The organism is Rhodococcus sp. SJ-2 (assembly GCF_053750035.1).
In genome coordinates this window covers 3,249,169-3,268,986 of record NZ_CM132340.1, presented here as the reverse complement: position 1 = coordinate 3,268,986, position 19,818 = coordinate 3,249,169, and the positions used below count along the sequence as shown (strand labels likewise).

The following is a 19,818-nucleotide window of genomic DNA, read 5'->3' as shown; positions in this document are numbered from 1 at the left end:
CCACCTCGCGTAGCAGATGTGTATTGCTGGGGGTCAGAGTGTTTCGAGTGTCAGCGCCCGTTCCGGGCACACCGCGACGGCCTCTTCGGCCGCCGCGATGTGATCATCCCCGTCGAGAGCGTCGTGAAGGACGATCGGGTACCCGGAATCGTCGCAGTCGACAACCTCCGGTGCGCGGCTGTAACACATTCCGTGTCCCGCACACACCGACCGATCCACGACGAGACGGCGCGTTCGATGCTGAGCCTCTGTGTCGTGGGTGGCCATGGCCGTCACTCTTCGCCGGTGACCATGGGCGGAGGGTTGTTCCCGTCCTCGGGGAACATCATCGCCACGCGCGACAGCGTGCCACCATCTGTGGTCGGCAACGTGACGCCCGAGATGTAGGCCGAGTCGTCGGACACCATGAACAACGCAGCGCGCGCATTGTCCTTCAGTGACGGCGGGCGCTGAAGTTTGAGCGGGATCGGCGACACGGCCGGATCCCACGGACCTGCGGTCTCCTCGTACGACTGTCCCACTACGGGAGATCCTTCCGGCGCCAGGAAGTTCGGCGACATTCCGTGGGTGGGTGCGATTGCATTGACCCGGATCCCGTACTTACCCAGATCGAGGCTCAGACCCCGGATCATGCCGTTGACGCCCGCCTTCGTCGCCGAGTACAGCGCAATGCTGTGGTATGCAACGAAAGACGCCGCCGACGACGTCGCGAGGATCACTCCTCCACCGTTCGCACGCATGTGCGGCACTGCCGCCTTGGCCGTGTAGAACACGCCCGACAGATTCACACCGAGCACGTCCTGCCAGTCGGCGTCGGTAAGATCCTGGAACTCGACCTGCTCTCCGCCGGCGACGGACGGCACACCGCCACGCGAAACCACACCCGCGTTCGCCCACGCGGTATCGAGCTTCCCGAATGCCTCGACCGTCGCCGCGACCGCGTCGATGACCTGCTGCTCGACCCGCACGTCCGCGGTGATCGCAATCGCGGAGCCGCCCTGCTGTTCAACGAGTTCGACAGTCCCCTTTGCACGCTCCGGATCGATGTCGACAACTGCGATCTTCGCCCCTTCCGACGCGAACAACTGAGACGCCTCACGCCCCAGCCCGGATCCGGCACCGGTGATCAGGGCGACTTTACCTTCGAGTTTCATGACATCTCCTCGTCTGGAACGTATGGGAATTGAATGGAGTTGAGCGCCAATGTTTTCAATCCGCAAAGAAACGGATCGGTTCTCCGGGCGATGCACGCGACCCAGTGATCGAGATTACAGACATGAGTCGCGATACGTCAATCGTATCTTGTAATATGACTCGTTGGTAAGGTTGCCCGCTGCGCCTCTTCACCCGCCGCGAGAGACGCGGAAGGTGTAGTTCATCGGGTAGCGCAGCGAAGATCAGTACGCAATGAAGAGGATCTCGTCGCGGGAGTACTCCATTCCCGGATGCGACTCGACCAGGTGGCTTCGAGTCTTTTCGACCAGATCGTCCTCATCAGCCCCGACGATCGCCGCGCCGCACGGGCAGCTCAGTCTCGTTTTCGGTCGCATCTGGTCACCCCTTCTGTGCTATCGAGTTCGGAAGACATCCAGGCATCCGAGATAGACGCCCAGAAGCGGGGAGTGGCGTGCGAGCCCGCAAGGTTCCGTTACCTACGTCACAGCAGTTTACCTATCGACCATAGGTTCTGCAAGGTCATGTTCAGATTCTGCAGAACTCGTCCATGCTTCGTGCACAACGGAACCCGGAGTCGGTCATTGCCTGCGATACAGCCTCCCCGGACGAGCACCCGTCTCCGCTGAAAAGTCAGGTCAGGGCGCTGACACCGGTCCTGCGTCACAGTACTTGATCTACTCAAAATGGGTTCGCAACAGTCGAGTCATTCCCGCGACGAGCGGTAGGACAGCATCGCTACATCACGCCGACGACTTCCCATCCTCAGCCCGTCCCGAATACCGGGCATGGTCCCGAACGGATCGGAAATGGGCAACCCGTGGGTAGGCGCAACCAGAGCGACATCCAATTCATCGAACAACTGCGCATCCAGGCGCTCGAGATACGGCTCGATATCGGTGTGCAGGGTCCAATTGAACGCCAACCCCGCAAACAACGACACCATATCGGGAAGATCGATCTCGTCGACCTCCTCAGCAAGATGCCCACACTGACCGGCCTCGTGATAGTGACTGTAGGAGAACCCGTCGCCCGTGAACAGTGTCGAAGTCCGGGTATCGAATCCCCAGCGGGTCGTGACATGGTCACGGAACACTGCCTCGACGACCTCGAACTCACTACCCCCGAGGTCGAGGGAATCCCCCGGGTCGAGCGATATCAGGCGATCGACGTACTGAGGAAAGACCAGATGCAGATCCGCGATGTCGCCGCACGCGACGAGTCCGGGAAAGCGGTGCAGGAGCCGCCCGACGCCGGAAGCGTGAGGGGTCTCGGTATGGGTGAGGAACACGTAGGACGGTTCCGGAACGCCCCGGGCGATCAACTGCTCGAGCTGCTCTTCGATGACCGACAGGCGTGCGGGGTGGCCCGCTTCGACGATCATGGACTTGGTTCCGCCGACCACGACGTACACCGAGTTGTAGGAATGCAACAGCCTTCCCTGGTAGCTCAGCTGATTGCATGCGCCGAGCCAGAACACTCCCGGAGCGAGCTCACGCGGGAGGCCGAACGAATCCTTCATGCGTGGTTCCCTTCCGAAATCTGGACGGGCACGTTCTTCCACCGTCCGGCCGCCACGCCGACCGACTGGTCCCGGCTCGCCCGGTCCAGGACACGGAGCAGCTGCTCGACGTGCGCGTTTACGACGTCGGCGCCTTGAAGCACGCATCCGAATGCCGGAAAGATCGTGCGTACGTCGACGGTCGAGAGCAGCTCGGTCAGGTCGGTCACTATCGTCCGGGTATCGGCGCCGGCGAGCCACCAATACCGTGAGTGAGTGAGATGGCGATACACGTCGTCATCCGGTGCCATATCAGAAGCATCGGACACCACCCACGGACCGGAGCCGAATTCCCTTCTCCGATAGGCGAAGGCATCACTGGTGAAGAGTGTTCCCGAGCCGCGGTCATAGACCCAGCTGAAAGGCAGCAACTGCAACGGTGCTGTGAGTACCCTCAGAACACGCTCTCCTGAGGCACCGACCGTGATGTCAGACCCCGGACGCACCACCTCCACATCGAGGTCGGCCATCACACCGTGGCGGGGTGGCGTCCCGAACGGTACGTCCTGCGGGAGAAAATCCACCAGCGACGCAGGATCTCCCATATTCCCGTAGAGCACCTCGACCGGCCGGGAGGAAACGATGCTTCGGACGTTGCAGATGGAGTTCATCTCACCCATCCGCAAGGGAAGGATCGAGAGGGTTCGATCCTTGCCCACGGTGTCGGAAAGGTCGCCGAGGAGCAGTTCCCGATGGACCGTGAAACCGGTGTCGATCAGCAGCGCCGCGTCATCTTCGAGCACGACCGCACAGTTCACGGTGGCGAACCCGGTGTCCTCGGCAGCGTGCGCGCTGAGCACACCTCCTTCGAGCGCGTACGGGTACTGGAGCGCGACAACCGCGTCATCGATCTTCATGTTGTGAACCTTTCATCCGTCGCCATCCGGTGGTCACCGCGAACGCACCTATTGTTCATCGGCGAGGCTCGGCAGCCACGTGACGATGTCCGGAACCGCAATCAACAGCGCGACCGCACCTATCATGATGGCGCACATCGGGATTGCTCCGGCGAACACAGTCTCGAGCTTCACTCTGGCCGTAGTGGAGACAACGAACACGTTCATCCCGACCGGTGGGGTGATCAACCCCAACTCGATCATGATGACGAACAGGATGGCGAACCACAGTCCGTTGTAGCCCATATCGACCACCACCGGGTGGACCAGCGGAACGAAGATGACCATGATCGACATCGTTTCGAGGAACATTCCGAGCGGAATCAGAGCTGCCAGAATCAGAATGATGATCAGTATCGACGGAATCTCCAGGCCCGTGAGCCACGCACCGAACTTCGCCGGCACCCGTGCCATGACCAGAAAGGTCGAGAACACCGATGCACCCACCAGCAGACTGAACGACATCGAGGTCACGGCGGCAGACTCCAACGTCGCTTCCCGCACCCGATCCCACAACCCTCGCCACCCGGTTCTGAAATTCTCCACCAGGAGCATCACCAGCGCGAGAAGCGCACCGATCGCAGCCGATTCCGTCACCGTGAACAGACCGGTGAAGATGCCGACGAAAATGGCGACGAAGATCATTCCGATCCAGATGACCGAACGTGCCAATTGCCCACGAGTGAAGTGTGTGACCTCGTCGTCGCCGGAATCGCCGGGATCCACCGATCCGGCGGGCCTCGGTGCGACCGCCACACCCGAGCGACCGCCTGTACCTGCCGCCATCTCTGATTCCGACACCGAAACCACACCCGAGGCCAACGCAAGTTCTTCTGCCAGCGCAGCCTTCGGCTCGGACGACATTCTGCGGGCGCGGACGAACACATAGAGCGCCATGAGGCACGCGAGCATAATGCCGGGGATGATGCCGGCGGTCAGCAACTTCGCGACCGACTCTCCCGAGAGAACCGCGTAGATGACGAGGGCGGAACTCGGCGGGATGAGAATTCCCAACGTTCCTGCTCCAGCGACGATTCCGGCAGCAAAGCCGGCGGGATATCCGTAGCGACGCATCTCGCCGACCGAGGTACGGCCGATACTCGCGGCCGTACCGATGCTCGATCCGGACACCGCCGCAAAGCCTGCACACGCTGCGACAGTCGCGATTCCCATGCCACCCGGAAGTCTCCGCAGCGCATTGCTCCCGACGCGATAGACACGTTCGGCCAATCCGCCGTGCAGAGCCAACATGCCGAGCAGAACGTACATCGGGATCACTGCCAGAGTGAAGCTCGACGTCGAGTTGTACGGTGCACTCGCCAGCACCGACGTTCCGGCGTCCGTGCCGCGCAGGAGAACGATGCCGATCACTCCCGCACCGCCCAACGCCAGGAAGATCGGCGTCTCGATCGCGAGGAGTACGAAGAACAGCAACAGTACGAGCGTCACGACCATCATGACCGTCATGGCTTTTCTCCCCCAACAGTGGAAACCGCGCCGACGCCGTCGCCGATCTCATCCACCTGCATCGAGTCACGAGGCAACCCCGGCGAACCCAAGGCGATAACCCTCTCGAGAACCGATTGGAGCAGCACCAGACACAGGACCGTGAAGCCGATCGAGATCATGATGCGCATCGGCCACGTCGGAAACTCCACGAGCCCGGCCATGTATTCGTTTTCGCTGACCGACGATCCGAGCGACCCGTAACTCGCCCACGTGAACCAGCACGTGACGACCAGCGCGAACGCCATGGCCACCAACCGAACGATGTTCGCCGCGCGAGCTCCGAGCCGGTCGGTCAACAGCGTGACACGGACCGCCGTACCCGACCTTTCCGCATACGGCAACCCGAGGAACACCACACACACCACGAGCATGACGACGACCTCGAACGCGCCCACCAACGAACGACCGGTAATCGTCCGGAAGGCAAGGTCGAGAATGATCACCACCATGATCGCCATGGTGCACAGCGCCGCAACGTATGCCAGTACCCGAGATATCCGTTTCATCACGGTATCCAGATGGACCATGGACTCTTTTCCCTTCGAACAAATTCGGATAGCGGGTGCTACCGAGTACACACTGACCACCGTTGGCCGGGACCGAGGGACCCCACGAAGGCACCGAGGCGCGACACGAACCCCGCCTGCCCGAGTATGCCGCGCGTCACACAAGAAATAATCTAATGGGTATCGGTTGGTCTCGACAACCCCTCTCTGCGTTCAATCTTTGTGAATATTATTGTTAACCTGTGTAATTAACCGATGCTCGACAGAAACGCCGATGGGCGACCGAACGGTGTCGGTCGCCCATCTCAGATGTCACGAATACCGGTACTCATCCCCACTTCCGTGGATCCGCGAATGCACGCGCCATCCAATAGTGAAAGTGCTGATTCGCAATCTCGTTGCGTCCGAAGTGGAGTGGACCGAGATCTGTGTTCGACACGGCTTTCTGCAGGCCTTCATTGACGACGAGATCCTCGTCGCGGAGCACGGCCATGAGAATGCTCCAGTTCTTGCCCCATCGTGCCCTCTCCTCATCCGTCACAGCGGGTTCACGAGTGAGCAGACGCATCTGCATCCGCGTACCGACCGCCGTCCCCGGAGCCGGCACGAAATTGAGCACCTCGAGGTGATCCGGCTGACGCAGCACCGACATGTTCGGCATCAGGAAATGCGCAACGGTGATGTGCCGGTCGATCATTGCTTGGTCCGGCGCCCCGCCACGCACCTTGTCGATACTCTTGCGTGCCGTCACCATCCGGCCATGTCTACCCATCGGCTGCCAGAACTGTGCATTGTTGTAGAAGTAGGGGGCAACGGTTCCGGCGTGGGTCGAAGTGATGTGGTAGCCGTCGAGGAAGGCGTCCATCAGGACCTTCCAGTTGATGTCCACATCGAAGTTCTGAGCGATATGGCAGTGATACTTGTCCATGTCCATGGCAGCGAGAGAGTCGTCGAATTCTTGTCCGAGCCACTCGGCGATATCGATCTTGCGGTCGCCCGCTGCGGAATCGACAACCCAGACGAAACCGTGTCGCTCCTCGACGGGGACCTCCAGCAGGCCCATGCAGCTACGGTCCACCGTTCCGAACGTCGACTCGTCCGCGATCGATCGCAGCCCGCCGTCTGCTCCGTATGCCCACCCGTGGTAGCGACAGGAGAAGATGCGCTTCGATCCGTTCTCCTCCGGAACCAGCCTGCCTCCTCGATGCCGGCACGTGTTCACGAAGCCGCGGACGCCACCATCCGTCTGGCGCACGAGAACAACTTCGTTGTTCGGCAGTTGGACGGTCACGAAGTCGTTCTTGCCGGGTAGTTCGGTACTGTGCGCCGCGATGACCGGGACATATCCGAACAGTTCACGTCGCTCGCGGTCCGCGAGTTCCGGGTCGGTGTAGACGCGCGGATCGACCTCGAGGATCTCCGGCGCCATATCGGTGGTGCCGTTGTCGAGGTGATCGAACATCGCACGAGCGAACTCGCGCTTCGTCTCCTCGTCGTAGGGCAGATCTGTATAGACCATCGTGCTCACTCCTTCGCGGGCCACTGAAGGGCGCCGCACGAACTCACTACAGCTGCAGACTCTTGATTTCGGTGAACTCCTCGAGGCCGAACGCCCCGCCCTCGCGCCCATGACCGGACTGCTTGAACCCGCCGAACGGTGCGGCGCCGTTGAACTTTCCACCGTTGACTTCGATCTGTGTGGCACGCAAGGTACGCGCAACCGACTTCGCGCGATCCGGGTCGGAAGACCACACCGCACCAGCGATGCCGAAGACCGTTCCGTTGGCGATCTCCACTGCCTGCTCGGGCGTGTCGTACGCGATGATCGACAGCACCGGACCGAAAATCTCTTCCTGTGCGATCGTGCTGTCCGGGTCGACCTCGGAGAACACGGTCGGCTCCACGAAGAAGCCGGTACGCGCCGGTGCGTCGACCGAGCCGACGACCAGCTTGGCACCCTCCTTGATGCCGGAGCGGATGTACCCGAGCACCCGGTCGCGCTGAGCTGCGGTCACCATCGGGCCGAGCTTCGTATCGCTATCGGTCGGATCGCCGGGCGCGTACGCGGCGACCGCCTTCGCGGCGAGTTTCTCTGCTTCGGCCAGGCGAGAGCGCGGCACAACCATGCGGGTCTGCGCGTTGCAGGACTGTCCGCCGTTCATGTAGGCGGCGCGCACAGTGTGCGGCACCGCCTTCGCGAACTCTTCGTCACTGAGGTCGTCGAGCAACACCGCGGCACTTTTTCCGCCCAGTTCCACCGACACACGCTTCACGGTCCCGGCAGCCAACTCCAGCACGCGCTTACCGACCGTGTTCGACCCTGTAAAGCTGACCATGTCGATATCCGGATGGACGGCAATGGCCTCGCCGACGATCGGTCCGTACCCGTGAACCAGGTTGAATACGCCAGCTGGAACGCCCACCGCATCAACCGCTTCCGCCAGAGCATGGGCAGTGAACGGAGCGACTTCACTGGCCTTGACGACCACGGTGCACCCGGTCACGAGTGCGGCGCCGATCTTGGCGGTGATCTGGTGCAGCGGATAGTTCCAAGGGGTGATGCACCCGATGACACCGACGGGGTCACGCACGATCAGGGAATTTCGGAGTGGTTCTTCCCAGGGGAAATCCTTGGCAGCAATGACCGCCTCACGTAGGTCCACGATGCCCAACCCCACCTGAGCCCACCGAGCGAGCCTGCGCGGAGTGCCGACCTCGGCAACGACGATGTCGGTGATCTCGTCCTGACGCCGCTCCAGTTCGTCGGCCAAGCGCGACACGTAACCGGCCCGCACGCTCGGCTCGAGCTGCGACCACTGCTCCAATGCCGCTCTCGCAGCAACTACCGCGAGATCGACGTCGGCCGTCGAGCCGGCGGGGACGTCCCCGATCCGCTTTTCGGTGGTCGGGTTGACCACGTCGACACGATCACCGCTCTCGGAGGATGTCCACTTGCCATCCACATACAGGTCGTTAGTCACGATTGGGCACTCCGCATCATCTAGTAGATCTGGGTTGTGGATCGATCTCCGTCAAGGCCGGGGTGTACCGGGTCCCCCGATACACGCCTGGACGCCGTTCACCGGCCCGCCGGAGTCGCCGATGCTTTGGTCCACCAGTTCCCGGAATCGCGCGATCATCGCGTCGGGGTCCTCGGCGGCAGATGCGCCGGCCTTCCAATTGTCCTCGGTCGCCTGCCTGGCAGCGCGCACCCACGGCTCCGCCTCCTCGCCGGTGCCGATGGTGGAAATCGTTGCGCCTTCCGCACGAAGGGCCTCGCAGACACGCTCGTTCTCCGGGGCGAGGTAATCGCTGTACCAGGCCGCGACAACGTTGTCGCTCGCCTTGTCGACGGCCGCGCGCTCGTCCTCGGACAGATTCTCGTAGACGTCCGCGTTCATGGTGAACGACGCCAGGATATTCGAGCCCACGTACTCACCGACGGCTCCGTAGTACGGGGCGACCTCGAACAGGCTGCCCTCCAACGCGCCGTCCAAAGTCGTGATGGTTCCGTCGATCACGCCGCGCTGGATGCTCTCGTATTGTTCGGTCTGGGGCATGGCCACCGGCGCCACGCCCAAGGGCTCCGCGATCCTCGGCCACACACCCGGAGTTCGCAGACTGAGATTCCGCAAGTCCGCAAGAGTGTCCACCTGCTCCGACGTGGCTACGATGAGCGGGTTCAAAGCGGTGAAGAACAGCAGCTTCTGATTCTGGTTCGTGTACTCCGACTGAATCTCGTCGCTCTCCTGCGCGAGGGCGTTGACCGCCTTGGTGACCGCTGCGACATCTGCGCTCGCGAAACCGACTTCACCCACGGTGGTCAATGGGAACTTCGCCGGCTCCCACGCGGGGGAACTCTGTCCCGCGTCTGCACGTCCCGAGCCGATACATTCCACCGCATCACCTTCCGGGCACAACGCACTGTCGTAATTGAACTCGAACGTGATCCCATTGTCGGTGGCGGCCTCGATCTCCTCCGCCCATCCCTTCATCACAAGCGACAGCGAATGGCTCTCCGACCGTGGCACACTGACCGTCAGAACCTTGGTGTCATCGCTGACCGCCCCTGAACAGCCGGTGGCAACCAATCCGAGCGCACCGAGTACAGCGATCGTACCCAGGCGTGACATGCGTGTGGTGGAAATTGTCACAACATCCCTTTCCGAGGTGCATCAATGAATTGTCGAGTCGTATGCGGACGTTCCGCGCGGACGACTCGGACCGCCTACGACCCGATGAAATCCTGCAGACTCCGGTCGCTCAACGGCGCTGTGGCCAGCCCCATCACGCCGGACAGGAACCCGCGGATCGTGACAACGAAGAGGTCCCGCGACGACCACGTGTTGGCCGCCAGTGCCCGGGTGAGTGTCGGATGCCTCCCCGCGTCGACATTCGGGAAAACCTCCCTGCTGTCGACCGGCCCGCGCATGAGATCGGTCAGAGTGGTTGCAAGTGCGAGCTTCTCGAGACCGTCCAGTATCACCACGTGCAAGTTCGCCGGTACTCCCCCGTCATCGAGAATGCGAGCACACTTCTCATACGTACTCGCGAGGACGTCACGTGGAAGGAACTGCAGCAGCACGAGTGCCGCATTGGGGTGGCGGAGAATCGCGTCGCGATAGTTGAGACTGAGGCCGATGAACCATTCCACCCAGTCCGTTCCCGGAGTGTATTCGGGCACCGTCGCCTCGGTCATGAGCTCCTGCGCGACCTCCGTCATGAGCTCACGACGGTCAGCGAAATGGTGGTACAGCGACGAGGTCCTCACATTCAACTGCTTGGCGACACGGGGAAGACTGAAAGCATCCATTCCCTCGGTGTCGATGATCTCGATGCTCGCGGCGATCGTCGCACTCCGGCTGATCAGCGGCTTCGACGGTCGTCCCATCATTCCCGCTTTCGGCCGAGGCCCAAATCCACGACGCCGCCATACCGACTCCGGTGGAAGACCAGAGGCTCGGTAGTCGGGTCGGCCCCGAAATCGAGCAGGTCCGCGACCGCGATCAGGTGGTCGCCCCCGTCGTGCTCCGCAGCAAGCGCCACCTCGAACCAGGCCGCCGCACCGCCCAGAATCGGCGCTCCGCGTGCGGCCGGACGCCACTGCACGCCGTCGAACTTCGGCCCACCCGATCTCGCAAACCGGTCACTGAGGCTGTGCTGAGCCGAGGAGAGCACGTTGATGCAGAAGGTGTCGGTGCTACGGATACCTGGCCAGCTCGTCGAGCGTCTACTCGGACACAGCAATACCTGAGGTGGATCCAGCGACAATGCCGAGAACGACTGGCAGGTGAACCCGGCCGGTTCGCCGCCCACGTTCGCCGTCACCACCGTCACGCCGGAGCAGAAATGTCCCAATACGTCGCGGAGCGCCCTGACGTCCAGAGCCGGTCCGGTACTGCTGTCCACTCGTGTCGACACGCGACGTCCTTTCATTCGCTCGGTGCGAGGTGCACCCTGATTTCTCCTGCGGGACCGAGCCATCCGCGATCGCGCGCATACGCGACCATCGCGTCGAAGCTCGCAGACCACGACCGGTCCGCAGCCCGCTTCCCCGCCAAGGCGCGGATGGTGCTCGGATCGACGAAGAGGTGCTGTTCGCCGGACGGTCTGCCGAGGAAGGCAAGCTCGCTCGCAGAGACACTGTGCTCGGGATCGGCCGGTCCGATTCGGAGCGAACCGAACTCCTCCGCGTCAGCCGGCCTGTTGCCGTAATGGCCCGTCCGACATCATCCTGCGTGCTTCGAGGACCGCCAGCACTTCACTTTTCAGCAGCTTCACACACATCTCGCGTGAATCGCCCTCTGCAGCAGACGGTATCAAGGTGACGCCGTCCGCCACCTCCGCCGCGCGGATGTCGAGGATCAAGCTCGCGAGGCCGCGCGGGGTTCCGACGTAGACGACGGTGTGCTCTCCCGCCGCGCCGACCGCCGACGGTTGCCACCTGGCTTCGGTGCGGGCGGTGCGAGCGTCGGGGGCGATGTGGACGACGACGTCGAGCAGCACGTCGACCCGGACACCTGGATCGCCAGTTTCCTCGAACTCTGCGCGGATGCGCGCGCACGCCTTCTGCGCCTCGCGAAGGTCCGACGCTCTGATCCGCACCGCCCGGGAAGCACCCGTTCGTGGCATCAGAGCCGTACTGTCGGCCGGTACGGCCGGTGTCGACAGGTCTACGGCCACGGTGGGCTCGGCCCTGCTCACGACACGGTCCGTCGTGTAGGAGATGAGGTCCGTCGCCACACCAGGGCCGGGGACAGCGTGGTGGTGCGGAACACGAGCGAATCCGAGGACAGGGTCATCATGTCGCCGTGGAAGCGCACGTTTCGCTTCTGGTTCTCACCTATCCAATTCGGGTACAGCGACACCGCCATCTCGTGCCACACGGCGGAGTTGTCCTGGTCGATCCGGTAGGGGCCCGAATATGCGAGGTATCCCCCCGCAGCCTCGCCTCGTTCGCTCGTCTCGCCGCTGTGCACGTTCAGCGACCGGTACGGGGCTCGGTCGGGGCGCATGATCTGCACCGACATGAATCCGTCCGCCGAGTAGATGATCAGCCCGCGAGCGTCGGGACCGAGCGGGTAGTCGACCTTCCCCGTGTCGGCGGTCGTCGAATACTCGACGAGTTCCCACGATCCGACGATCTGCTGTGCGATCGAGATGTTCTCGATGTCGGCCTCGGTGCTCATCTCATGGTTCCCTTCAGCTCACAACACGTCGCGCGTACAGAGGAGGACCGAACTCGACAGCGCGGCCATGGGCCCGCCGATGAAGAGCGACACCTTGGCATCGGGCACCTGGTTGGTCGAGGTTCCGCGCACCTGGCGCACGGCTTCGACTGCCAATCCCATTCCGTTGATGAACGAATCTGCGAGGTTCCCCCCGCTCGTGTTCACCGGGAGCAGGCCGTGTGGAGCAGTCAGATTGTCGACGGTCATGACCTTGCCTGCGTCGGCACCCGCCGGGCACAACCCGTGGTCGATCAGTGCTGCCACACCGGCGCCGCTGAAGTTTTCGTAGACCTGGACGACATCGACCTGATCGGGACCGAGGTCGGCGTTCTCCCAGAGAGTCTCCGCGACCCCGGCCGCGGAGAATCCCGCCGAGGTGTACTCGAGATCGTTCTCGGTGTCGACGGCGTAACCGCCGACCGAGCCTTGACACCCTGCCAGCACGTATGCGGGCTTCGGATGGAACTGCTCGGCGCGGTCCGCAGCGACCAGGATCAGCGCGACAGCTCCGTCGTTCTCTCGCGAGCAGTCGTACAAGCGGTACGGTTCGACTACCTTCCGGGAGGACTCGTAGGCTGCCTCGTCCAGAGGGCGACCGAATGCCACGGCGTCCGGATTCTGCTGCGCGTGGAAATAGTCCGCCAGCACAAGGGACTTCATCGCGGAGGCCGGCACACCGTCGTGCTCGAGCATCCGCTGCGTGCGCAGTGCGCACGACTGGGCGGGCGCACCGACACCGTGCGGGAGCATGTGCCCGTCGTAGTGATGCTTGGCATAGCCGAGACGACCCGTGTCCTCTTGCGCCACTGCCTTGTACACCACGACGCACTGTGCCTGGCCGGCCGCGATGGCGACCGCAGCGTTGGTGAGCGCTGCAGCGGCACCGCCGCCCCCACCACCCCAGATCATGGTGGACCATCGGATCCGGTGCGACATCAGCGAGGCCCCGACGACTGTGCCGTCGTTCTCGCCGCCACCGTACGAGACGAATCCGTCGATCTCGCGCGGCGAAATACCGGCGTCTGCAGCGGCCTCCACTACCGCACGGAGCGTCATCCTCAGCTCACTGTCGGGCGATTCGCCTCGTTTGTAATGGAATTCGCTGACCCCGACTACGGCTGCCGCACCACGTAGGAATGTGTCGGTCATCGCTGGTCTCCCCGCTCCGTCCCGGTCGAAGTGCTCACCCGTTGCCAGCGGAGTACCGGCCATGGCGAATCGGACGGCTGCTGGATGACCCCGGTGACTTCGTCGCCGATGGCGATTTCCGTATCTCCGCTCGCCGCAAGCAAACCGAGAACCCGACGGCCGCCGGCCTGCGGCAGTTCGACCAGGACGGTGATATACGGTACGTCGTCGGTCAATTCGGGGATGAAAGGATGCCAGGTCCGCGCCCAGGAGAAAACTCGGCCCTGTGGTTTCACCGCGACCCACTCAGGATCGAAAGTGTTGCACTGGCCGCACATCCAGCGGGGACCCCAGATCCACAGGTTGCACTTACTGCATCGCTGCAGTCGCAACTCTCCTGCCTGCAAACCCTCCCAATACGGCCGGTCGAGACCGTCGGCATACGGACCGGCGAGAGCAGTCGCCGGGAACTCTCGAACTTCTCCTGCGCTCAGCATCATCGGTCAGTGCTTCGTCAGGTATCCGGCGTCGATCGGGACGTCGATCCCGGTCACGTACTTGGCGGCATCGGACACCAACCACAGCACCGCATCGGAGATGTCCTGCGGTTCGAGCATCTGTACGTCGAGCAAATTCGTACGGTCGTTGTGCGCCCACTTCCGCACCACATGAGGCAGCACCTTCGACAGCCCTGCCGCCATCGGCGAATTGACGCCGGTCGGATTCACCGTGTTGACGCGAATGTTGTGCTCGGCGAGTTCGAAAGCCAACGTGTCCTTCAGTCCCTGCAGTCCGTGCTTCGCTGCACCGTAATGCCCCCACGACGGCGATGCGCCCAGCCCGTCCACGGACGAGGTGATCACGATCGAACCGCCTCGGCCGCCGTCGATCATGACGGGCACCACAGCCTTGCAGGCTTTCCACGCGCCGGTGAGGTTGACATCGAGCATGATCTGCCACGCGTCGTCGTCGATCTCGATCGTCGATTCTGCGTGATCGTGAATGCCGGCGTTGGCCAGCAGGATGTCGATTCGTCCGAACTGCGATACGGCCAGATCTGCGACGGCCTTCATGTCCTTGCTGCTCCGGACGTCTGCCTGCAGGCCGGCGCACTCTCCCCCAGCCTCCTTGACGAGCTGGATGGTGTCTTCGAGATCACCGGGGGTGGCGAGCGCGTACTGAACTTCCTTGATCGGTGCGGCAACGTCGCACACCACGATCTTCGCGCCCGCCGCGGCGAGTGTGAGCGCGTGGGAGCGGCCCTGTCCTCGTGCACCGCCGGTGATGACTGCAACTTTTCCGTCGAGAGACGTCATCGATACTCCTGCTTTCGAAATGAAGGTCGGGGGAATTGCGGGCTTGCTACCGTGCGGTCTTCGCGCGCTCGTAATCCTGCGTCGCCCTGTTGATGCCGGTCGCGAAACGCTCGCTGAAGCCCTCCTTGCGCGCCTGAGTCCAGCGGTAGGAGTTCAGGAGCGGCTCGGAGACACCGGTGAACCGGGGCATGACGTCGCGCATGAGAATGCGATACATACGAGAGGTGGCCTCGGTGTCTGCCCAATCGTGGGCAGTGGCAAGGAACGTGCCGAACCCACCGGTGCGGTCGATGATCTTCTGGATGTAGGCGATGGCGTCGTTCGCATCGCCGATGCAGCCGTATCCGGATTCGTTGACGCGCCGGACGAGTTCCTCGTGCGCGACTTCCTCGCCGGGCTCGATCATCTTCATCGGTGTGACGACGTGGCGGTAGTCCATGAAGTCCCGCAGACCGTAGCGGGTGTCCTCGATGGCCTGCTCGACAGTATCTGCGATATGGATGTTGCCGACGATCGCCCAGTCGTCCCGATCCACGGTCTGCCCGTACTCGTTCGCCTCGTGCATGGTGATATCCCACGTCTGTTCGAGCAGTTCGATCGACTTGTCGCCCGTACCGCCGATGGATAGCAGACCGAGTCCGTACTTTCCGGCCAGCTTCGGGCCGGAGGGCGACATTGCGGCCGCAACGGTGATCGGAACACCCGGGTACGAGTAGGGTCCCAGCTGAACGCGCGCGTCCTCTAGGGTGAACCATTCGGTCTTCCGGTCGACGGGGCCCTGTGTGGTGAGCAGTTCCAGGATGGCGTCGAGGGATTCCTCCATGCGCGGGCGCAGGAGGCTGTAGTCCATGCCCATCATCTGCGAGTCGGCCACGAGCGCGCCGGGCCCGACACCGATTCGAATTCGGCCACGAGTCATGTGATCCAAGAAGGTAATTCGATCGGCAACCATCAACGGATGATGGTAGGGCAGGGAGATGACCCCACTGCACAGTTCGATCCGTGACGTGCGTTGCGCAGCCGCCGAGATCATCAGTTCCGGCGACGGTCCGACCTCGTATCCACCACTGTGATGCTCGCCGAACCACACCTGGTGGAATCCGAGTCGATCGAGATCCTCGACATGACGGAGGTCCTGCTCGATCGCCATCGTGGGGTTACGCCGCGGGTTGTGGTACGGAGGCAGGAAGACACCGCACCGGAGCGGAGCTTTCCGCGCACTCGGCTCGCTGTTCGTGGATGAACTACTGCTCGTAGGCGAACCGTTCGGTTCCATGTCAGATCTCCCGTCGGTCATTGCGTGATGCACCGCAGATGGTGACGATGGCGCGAGCCGTCTCGTCCCCTCGGTTGTGCCATCGATGGGTATTGCCGTTGACGACCACCGTGTCGCCGGCATTCAGCTCGATCTCCACTCCGTCGTCGAGCTCGAGCACGAGCGAACCCTCGAGAAGTACGTGTACATCCACGGAATCGGTGCGGTGGAATCCGGGTGCATCTTCGTCCATTTCGACGATTCCGTTGTCATTGTCGCCGGTCAGCCCGGGCTCGAGCACCCAGCCGATCACCCATACGCCGCCGGGATCGGGGAATCCGACCGTGTCGGACACGTGACCGGCGTTGGGCACCTCGGGAGCGGCATCGGAACGCCAGATCGGGTCGAGTCCAGCGGCGTCGATCCTCTCGATCTTCTCGTCGGCGATCAGCACAGCTGCACCGTTCCGTTCTCCAGCGATGACGCGGCGAAAGCTCATGTATTGCCCTCCGGGGTGGCGCCGACACCGGGCAGCAATCGATTCGTGCGCCCAGCGGGGACTTCACATCTGTTGAGGTCCACGAAAACTCGATCGTTGTACCGTGGATCACATTCGTTAATCTAATGCCTATCGATTGATTCGACAAGACCGGAACGATCTTTTCTTCTCGGCCTCAGCCCGATACCGGGACATCCGTAGAAGCGGATTCGTCCACGGACTGTGCACCCGACACCCTCCTGCGACGCACGGTGAGGGCGAACCACGCCACCAGCAGTCCCGCAATGGCCGCCGGAATCGCAGACAACAGGAGAACAGTCGAACTCGCCATGGTCGTGGCCAGCATGGCCCCGCCCAGCGCCGGCGCGAACAGACCGCCCATCCGGCTCACCCCGAATGCCCAGCCGATCCCTGTTGCACGCACCGCAGTGGGATACGCCTGAGCAGCGACCGATGTCAGTGCCGAGGCCAACCCGATCGCCCCGAACCCGAGCGCGAAGCACAGAACTCCGACGACGAACGTCGACCCACCGCTCACCAAGGTCCACGCCAGCAGTGACACCGACACGATGGTGACGATCGGCCCGAGGATGGCGGCGGCTGCACCGAATCTGCTTCGATCCATCGCTACACCGAGCGCCAGCGCTCCCGCGATGCCACCCAACGTGGCCAGCGATGTCGCGAGCAGCGCAGGGCCTTCCTCCACCCCGTTGTCCGTGAGGATTGTCGCCAGCCAGCTGAGCACGAAATAGCTCCCGAAGAGCGCAAAGAACATCATCGACCAAATGAGCACCGTCAGAGCTGCCCGTCCGTTGGTGAAGAGCGCGGCAACGCGCGCACCCGCCGGCTGAGTGGGCAAGAGGTACTCCGTGTCTGCACTGTGAACAGTGCCGACCTCGATCTTGTCCAGGATGGCCGCGACCTTCGCCGTGCGCCCCGATTTGGCGAGATACTCGATCGATTCGGGGAGCCAACGCCACGTTGCCACAAGGATAACGAGGGGAATCACTCCCGCCACCAGGAGCAGCGCTTCGCCACCGTGCAGTGGCACCAACTGGGACGCGATGAGTCCGACGACAAGCCCACCGACAGCGGTTCCCGAGCTGAGGGCGGTAACCGTCGTCGCCTTCAGTCGTGTCGGCGAATACTCGTTACCCAGGGCGAATCCGTTGGGCACCGCGGCACCGATTCCGATTCCGGCGACGAATCGACACACGGCGAGTGCCAAGATCGACGAGGCGAAGAAGGACGGGATGGCAGCGAGGCCGAACACGACGATCCCGAGACCCATGATTCGCTTGCGCCCGTATCGATCCGCCAGCGGTGCAATCAGGAAATTCGACAGAATCTCGCCGATCAGCGCCGCCATCACCACGATCGAGAAGTCGGCTGCCGCGACCCCGTACGAATCCGCAAGACTCGGAATCGCATAGCCGATGGACAACACGTTGAATCCGTCGGCAAAGGCCAATGCCAAGCAGATGGCGATTGCTCGCCGCTGGAATTTGGACACGGGGACCTTGTCGACGATCTCCGTGATCCTGACAGATGAACTCAAGGGAATGATCCTTCTGGGAAAGGTGTGCCCGATCTACCGCTCGTGGCAGAGAGAGACATATCTTCCTGCCCCGATACGGGATTCAGCTCTACGAAGAGGTAGAAATCCACCGCAGGTCACGCAAGAACCCTCGTCCGCCGGCGTGCCGTGGATCACATCCGATTAATCTAAACCCACTCGATTATCCGGTCAAGAGACGTAATCCCGTCGCACTCCCCCACAGGGAAGAAACGGACACATCGCCCGCCAACTGTTGACCACGAGGAAGCCGCTGCTCTACCTTCATCCCCAGGCAATCGCCTTCTCATCTGTCAGCCCATGCGCGTACACCGCGCTCGAATTCACCTGACACACCCGGAGAACCATCTCTGCCTACGAGTTGATCTCCGGATCACTCTCCTTGCGAAGGATCGCCATGACCACGACACAGATCGATATTCCTACGAACCTGGTCACCGACTTCGATGTGTACGATCCGTCCCTGGCCGTGCCGACCGATGTGTTCCAAGAGCGGGTCGCAGCGCTGCGTAAGCAGGGGCCGATCCTGTACTCCCCGCACCACGGCGGACACTGGGTTGTCACGGGATACAAGGAAGCCCTCCAGGTGCTCCAGGACCCCGCGACGTTCTCGAGCTTTCCCAACAATCTGCTGAACGCCGCACAGGGGAAGTTCCTCCCGCTCGAACTCGACCCGCCGGAGCACAGCTACTACCGGCAGGCACTGCAGCCACTGTTCAGCCCCAAGCAGATGAAGGCACTCGAGCCCGAGATCCGGGCGATCATCACCGAATTGCTCGACCAGTTCGCCGACAAGGGCGAAGCCGAGTTCATCGCTGACTTCGCGCACGAGGTGCCGACTCGGATCTTCCTTGCCCTCATGGGCTGGCCACTGAGCGATGCACCGCAGTTCACAGAATGGACCGACATCACGCTTCAGGGGATCCCGGGAGCAAGCGAAGAAGAATCAGCGGAGGCCCGCGCGAAGGCCGCGGCCGACATCTACGAGTACTTCGGTCGAGTCATCACGCGGGTTCGTTCCGGCGAGGACTCCACCGACACTCTCACGACACAGATCATCAACACACCACTGGACATCGACGGAACACCGCGGGAACTCACCGACGAAGAACTGTGCCGGATGTTCTTCCTGCTTCTGGTCGCAGGGCTGCACACGGTCCAGGGCGCTCTCGCCTGGGGACTGATCCACCTGTCGCGCAATCCCGAGCAGCGCCAGGCCATCATCGACGACCCGACATTGATCCCGTCAGCCGTCGAGGAGATTCTGCGCATAGAGACAGCCACCAGCGGAGGGCGGCGCGCCACCCGCGACATCGAGATCGGCGGTGTATCCATCAAGGCCGGCGACCAGCTTCTCGTCGTGATGACCGCGGCCAATCGCGATGAGTACGAGTTCGACAACCCCGATGAGCTGCAGATCGAACGGCATCCCAACCGTCACATCGGATTCGGTGCCGGTCCGCACCGCTGCCTCGGATCACATCTCGCCCGGCTCGAACTCAGGCTCGCCATGGAGGAGATCCACACAAGGATCCCCGACTACGCGCTTGTCCCGGGCAATCCTCCCGTTTTCCATTCCTCGCAGGTCCGCGGATGTGAGAAGCTGCCGATCACGTTCACACCGTCGTCGCGCTGATCGGCGCGCCATAAGTAGCAGGCCGTGCACAA

22 protein-coding genes are annotated in these 19,818 nt (G+C 62.6%); 1 reads left to right on the top strand and 21 read right to left on the bottom strand.

The window, feature by feature from the left end; translation table 11 throughout:
• Positions 1 to 33: 33 nt before the first annotated feature.
• The 21 genes from ACSYG9_RS15330 to ACSYG9_RS15230 all read right to left on the bottom strand — a co-directional run bounded on the left by ACSYG9_RS15330 (position 34) and on the right by ACSYG9_RS15230 (position 18,132).
• A complete protein-coding gene (locus tag ACSYG9_RS15330; protein ID WP_454838991.1) occupies positions 34 to 267 on the bottom strand; it encodes a ferredoxin in 234 nt (77 codons plus the stop codon).
• A gap of 5 nt (positions 268 to 272) precedes the next feature.
• Positions 273 to 1,154, bottom strand: coding sequence for an SDR family NAD(P)-dependent oxidoreductase (locus ACSYG9_RS15325; RefSeq protein ID WP_454838990.1), 882 nt, complete (start codon positions 1,152 to 1,154; stop codon positions 273 to 275).
• Positions 1,155 to 1,397: 243 nt separating this feature from the next.
• Positions 1,398 to 1,550 (bottom strand): DUF1059 domain-containing protein, encoded by a 153-nt coding sequence (locus ACSYG9_RS15320; protein WP_454838988.1) that lies wholly within the window; start codon positions 1,548 to 1,550, stop codon positions 1,398 to 1,400.
• Positions 1,551 to 1,879: 329 nt separating this feature from the next.
• A complete protein-coding gene (locus ACSYG9_RS15315) occupies positions 1,880 to 2,695 on the bottom strand; it encodes an MBL fold metallo-hydrolase (protein ID WP_454838987.1) in 816 nt (271 codons plus the stop codon).
• Positions 2,692 to 3,591: a hypothetical protein gene (locus ACSYG9_RS15310; protein ID WP_454838986.1), complete on the bottom strand. Its 900-nt coding sequence runs from the start codon at positions 3,589 to 3,591 to the stop codon at positions 2,692 to 2,694. The genes ACSYG9_RS15315 and ACSYG9_RS15310 overlap by 4 nt, the downstream gene beginning before the upstream one ends.
• Before the next feature lie 48 nt (positions 3,592 to 3,639).
• Positions 3,640 to 5,097 carry a TRAP transporter large permease gene (locus ACSYG9_RS15305; RefSeq protein WP_454838985.1) on the bottom strand — a complete coding sequence of 486 codons (1,458 nt, stop codon included), beginning with the start codon at positions 5,095 to 5,097 and terminating at the stop codon, positions 3,640 to 3,642.
• Positions 5,094 to 5,666, bottom strand: a complete 573-nt coding sequence (locus tag ACSYG9_RS15300) for a TRAP transporter small permease (protein ID WP_454838984.1) — start codon at positions 5,664 to 5,666, stop codon at positions 5,094 to 5,096. Before ACSYG9_RS15300 ends, ACSYG9_RS15305 begins: the two co-directional genes overlap by 4 nt.
• A 307-nt stretch (positions 5,667 to 5,973) precedes the next feature.
• Positions 5,974 to 7,164, bottom strand: coding sequence for an aromatic ring-hydroxylating oxygenase subunit alpha (locus ACSYG9_RS15295; protein WP_454838983.1), 1,191 nt, complete (start codon positions 7,162 to 7,164; stop codon positions 5,974 to 5,976).
• A 46-nt stretch (positions 7,165 to 7,210) separates the two neighbouring features.
• A complete protein-coding gene (locus ACSYG9_RS15290; protein WP_454838982.1) occupies positions 7,211 to 8,626 on the bottom strand; it encodes an aldehyde dehydrogenase family protein in 1,416 nt (471 codons plus the stop codon).
• A 51-nt stretch (positions 8,627 to 8,677) separates the two neighbouring features.
• The gene (gene dctP, locus ACSYG9_RS15285) at positions 8,678 to 9,778 is read right to left on the bottom strand and encodes a TRAP transporter substrate-binding protein DctP (protein WP_454838981.1); all 1,101 of its coding nucleotides are present in this window, start codon (positions 9,776 to 9,778) and stop codon (positions 8,678 to 8,680) included.
• A 95-nt stretch (positions 9,779 to 9,873) separates the two neighbouring features.
• Positions 9,874 to 10,536 carry a TetR/AcrR family transcriptional regulator gene (locus ACSYG9_RS15280; RefSeq protein WP_454842964.1) on the bottom strand — a complete coding sequence of 221 codons (663 nt, stop codon included), beginning with the start codon at positions 10,534 to 10,536 and terminating at the stop codon, positions 9,874 to 9,876.
• Entirely contained in the window at positions 10,536 to 11,066 is a 531-nt protein-coding gene (locus ACSYG9_RS15275) for a flavin reductase family protein (protein WP_454838980.1), read from the bottom strand. Before ACSYG9_RS15275 ends, ACSYG9_RS15280 begins: the two co-directional genes overlap by 1 nt.
• An 11-nt stretch (positions 11,067 to 11,077) precedes the next feature.
• On the bottom strand, positions 11,078 to 11,206 hold the full coding sequence (locus tag ACSYG9_RS15270) for a hypothetical protein (protein ID WP_454838979.1): 129 nt from the start codon (positions 11,204 to 11,206) through the stop codon (positions 11,078 to 11,080).
• Positions 11,207 to 11,339: 133 nt separating this feature from the next.
• Positions 11,340 to 11,849 carry a hypothetical protein gene (locus ACSYG9_RS15265; RefSeq protein WP_454838977.1) on the bottom strand — a complete coding sequence of 170 codons (510 nt, stop codon included), beginning with the start codon at positions 11,847 to 11,849 and terminating at the stop codon, positions 11,340 to 11,342.
• Positions 11,846 to 12,334, bottom strand: coding sequence for a lipocalin-like domain-containing protein (locus ACSYG9_RS15260; protein WP_454838976.1), 489 nt, complete (start codon positions 12,332 to 12,334; stop codon positions 11,846 to 11,848). The genes ACSYG9_RS15265 and ACSYG9_RS15260 overlap by 4 nt, the downstream gene beginning before the upstream one ends.
• 18 nt (positions 12,335 to 12,352) lie before the next feature.
• A complete protein-coding gene (locus tag ACSYG9_RS15255) occupies positions 12,353 to 13,525 on the bottom strand; it encodes a thiolase C-terminal domain-containing protein (RefSeq protein WP_454838974.1) in 1,173 nt (390 codons plus the stop codon).
• Complete coding sequence (locus tag ACSYG9_RS15250) at positions 13,522 to 14,004, bottom strand: Zn-ribbon domain-containing OB-fold protein (RefSeq protein WP_454838972.1); 483 nt, start codon at positions 14,002 to 14,004, stop codon at positions 13,522 to 13,524. The genes ACSYG9_RS15255 and ACSYG9_RS15250 overlap by 4 nt, the downstream gene beginning before the upstream one ends.
• A gap of 3 nt (positions 14,005 to 14,007) precedes the next feature.
• Positions 14,008 to 14,820 (bottom strand): mycofactocin-coupled SDR family oxidoreductase, encoded by an 813-nt coding sequence (locus ACSYG9_RS15245; RefSeq protein ID WP_454838970.1) that lies wholly within the window; start codon positions 14,818 to 14,820, stop codon positions 14,008 to 14,010.
• A 46-nt stretch (positions 14,821 to 14,866) separates the two neighbouring features.
• Positions 14,867 to 15,970: an LLM class flavin-dependent oxidoreductase gene (locus ACSYG9_RS15240; protein ID WP_454838968.1), complete on the bottom strand. Its 1,104-nt coding sequence runs from the start codon at positions 15,968 to 15,970 to the stop codon at positions 14,867 to 14,869.
• A 127-nt stretch (positions 15,971 to 16,097) separates the two neighbouring features.
• Positions 16,098 to 16,574: a cupin domain-containing protein gene (locus ACSYG9_RS15235; RefSeq protein WP_454838967.1), complete on the bottom strand. Its 477-nt coding sequence runs from the start codon at positions 16,572 to 16,574 to the stop codon at positions 16,098 to 16,100.
• Positions 16,575 to 16,749: 175 nt separating this feature from the next.
• On the bottom strand, positions 16,750 to 18,132 hold the full coding sequence (locus ACSYG9_RS15230) for an MFS transporter (protein WP_454838965.1): 1,383 nt from the start codon (positions 18,130 to 18,132) through the stop codon (positions 16,750 to 16,752).
• Between the two features lie 415 nt (positions 18,133 to 18,547).
• Here ACSYG9_RS15230 and ACSYG9_RS15225 point away from each other — a divergent pair, with 415 nt between their 5' ends.
• Positions 18,548 to 19,786, top strand: coding sequence for a cytochrome P450 (locus tag ACSYG9_RS15225; RefSeq protein WP_454838964.1), 1,239 nt, complete (start codon positions 18,548 to 18,550; stop codon positions 19,784 to 19,786).
• The last annotated feature ends 32 nt before the right edge of the window (positions 19,787 to 19,818 follow it).

Bases quoted from the DNA above. Each gene is read 5' to 3' on its own strand.
- dctP (WP_454838981.1), bottom strand. From the start codon at position 9,778: ATGTCACGCCTGGGTACGATCGCTGTACTCGGTGCGCTCGGATTGGTT.
- ACSYG9_RS15260 (WP_454838976.1), bottom strand. From the start codon at position 12,334: ATGAGCACCGAGGCCGACATCGAGAACATCTCGATCGCACAGCAGATC.
- ACSYG9_RS15330 (WP_454838991.1), bottom strand. From the start codon at position 267: ATGGCCACCCACGACACAGAGGCTCAGCATCGAACGCGCCGTCTCGTC.
- ACSYG9_RS15320 (WP_454838988.1), bottom strand. From the start codon at position 1,550: ATGCGACCGAAAACGAGACTGAGCTGCCCGTGCGGCGCGGCGATCGTC.
- ACSYG9_RS15280 (WP_454842964.1), bottom strand. From the start codon at position 10,536: ATGGGACGACCGTCGAAGCCGCTGATCAGCCGGAGTGCGACGATCGCC.
- ACSYG9_RS15250 (WP_454838972.1), bottom strand. From the start codon at position 14,004: ATGATGCTGAGCGCAGGAGAAGTTCGAGAGTTCCCGGCGACTGCTCTC.
- ACSYG9_RS15310 (WP_454838986.1), bottom strand. From the start codon at position 3,591: ATGAAGATCGATGACGCGGTTGTCGCGCTCCAGTACCCGTACGCGCTC.
- ACSYG9_RS15305 (WP_454838985.1), bottom strand. From the start codon at position 5,097: ATGACGGTCATGATGGTCGTGACGCTCGTACTGTTGCTGTTCTTCGTA.
- ACSYG9_RS15240 (WP_454838968.1), bottom strand. From the start codon at position 15,970: ATGGCGATCGAGCAGGACCTCCGTCATGTCGAGGATCTCGATCGACTC.
- ACSYG9_RS15235 (WP_454838967.1), bottom strand. From the start codon at position 16,574: ATGAGCTTTCGCCGCGTCATCGCTGGAGAACGGAACGGTGCAGCTGTG.
- ACSYG9_RS15295 (WP_454838983.1), bottom strand. From the start codon at position 7,164: ATGGTCTATACAGATCTGCCCTACGACGAGGAGACGAAGCGCGAGTTC.
- ACSYG9_RS15255 (WP_454838974.1), bottom strand. From the start codon at position 13,525: ATGACCGACACATTCCTACGTGGTGCGGCAGCCGTAGTCGGGGTCAGC.
- ACSYG9_RS15325 (WP_454838990.1), bottom strand. From the start codon at position 1,154: ATGAAACTCGAAGGTAAAGTCGCCCTGATCACCGGTGCCGGATCCGGG.
- ACSYG9_RS15245 (WP_454838970.1), bottom strand. From the start codon at position 14,820: ATGACGTCTCTCGACGGAAAAGTTGCAGTCATCACCGGCGGTGCACGA.
- ACSYG9_RS15315 (WP_454838987.1), bottom strand. From the start codon at position 2,695: ATGAAGGATTCGTTCGGCCTCCCGCGTGAGCTCGCTCCGGGAGTGTTC.
- ACSYG9_RS15300 (WP_454838984.1), bottom strand. From the start codon at position 5,666: ATGGTCCATCTGGATACCGTGATGAAACGGATATCTCGGGTACTGGCA.
- ACSYG9_RS15225 (WP_454838964.1), top strand. From the start codon at position 18,548: ATGACCACGACACAGATCGATATTCCTACGAACCTGGTCACCGACTTC.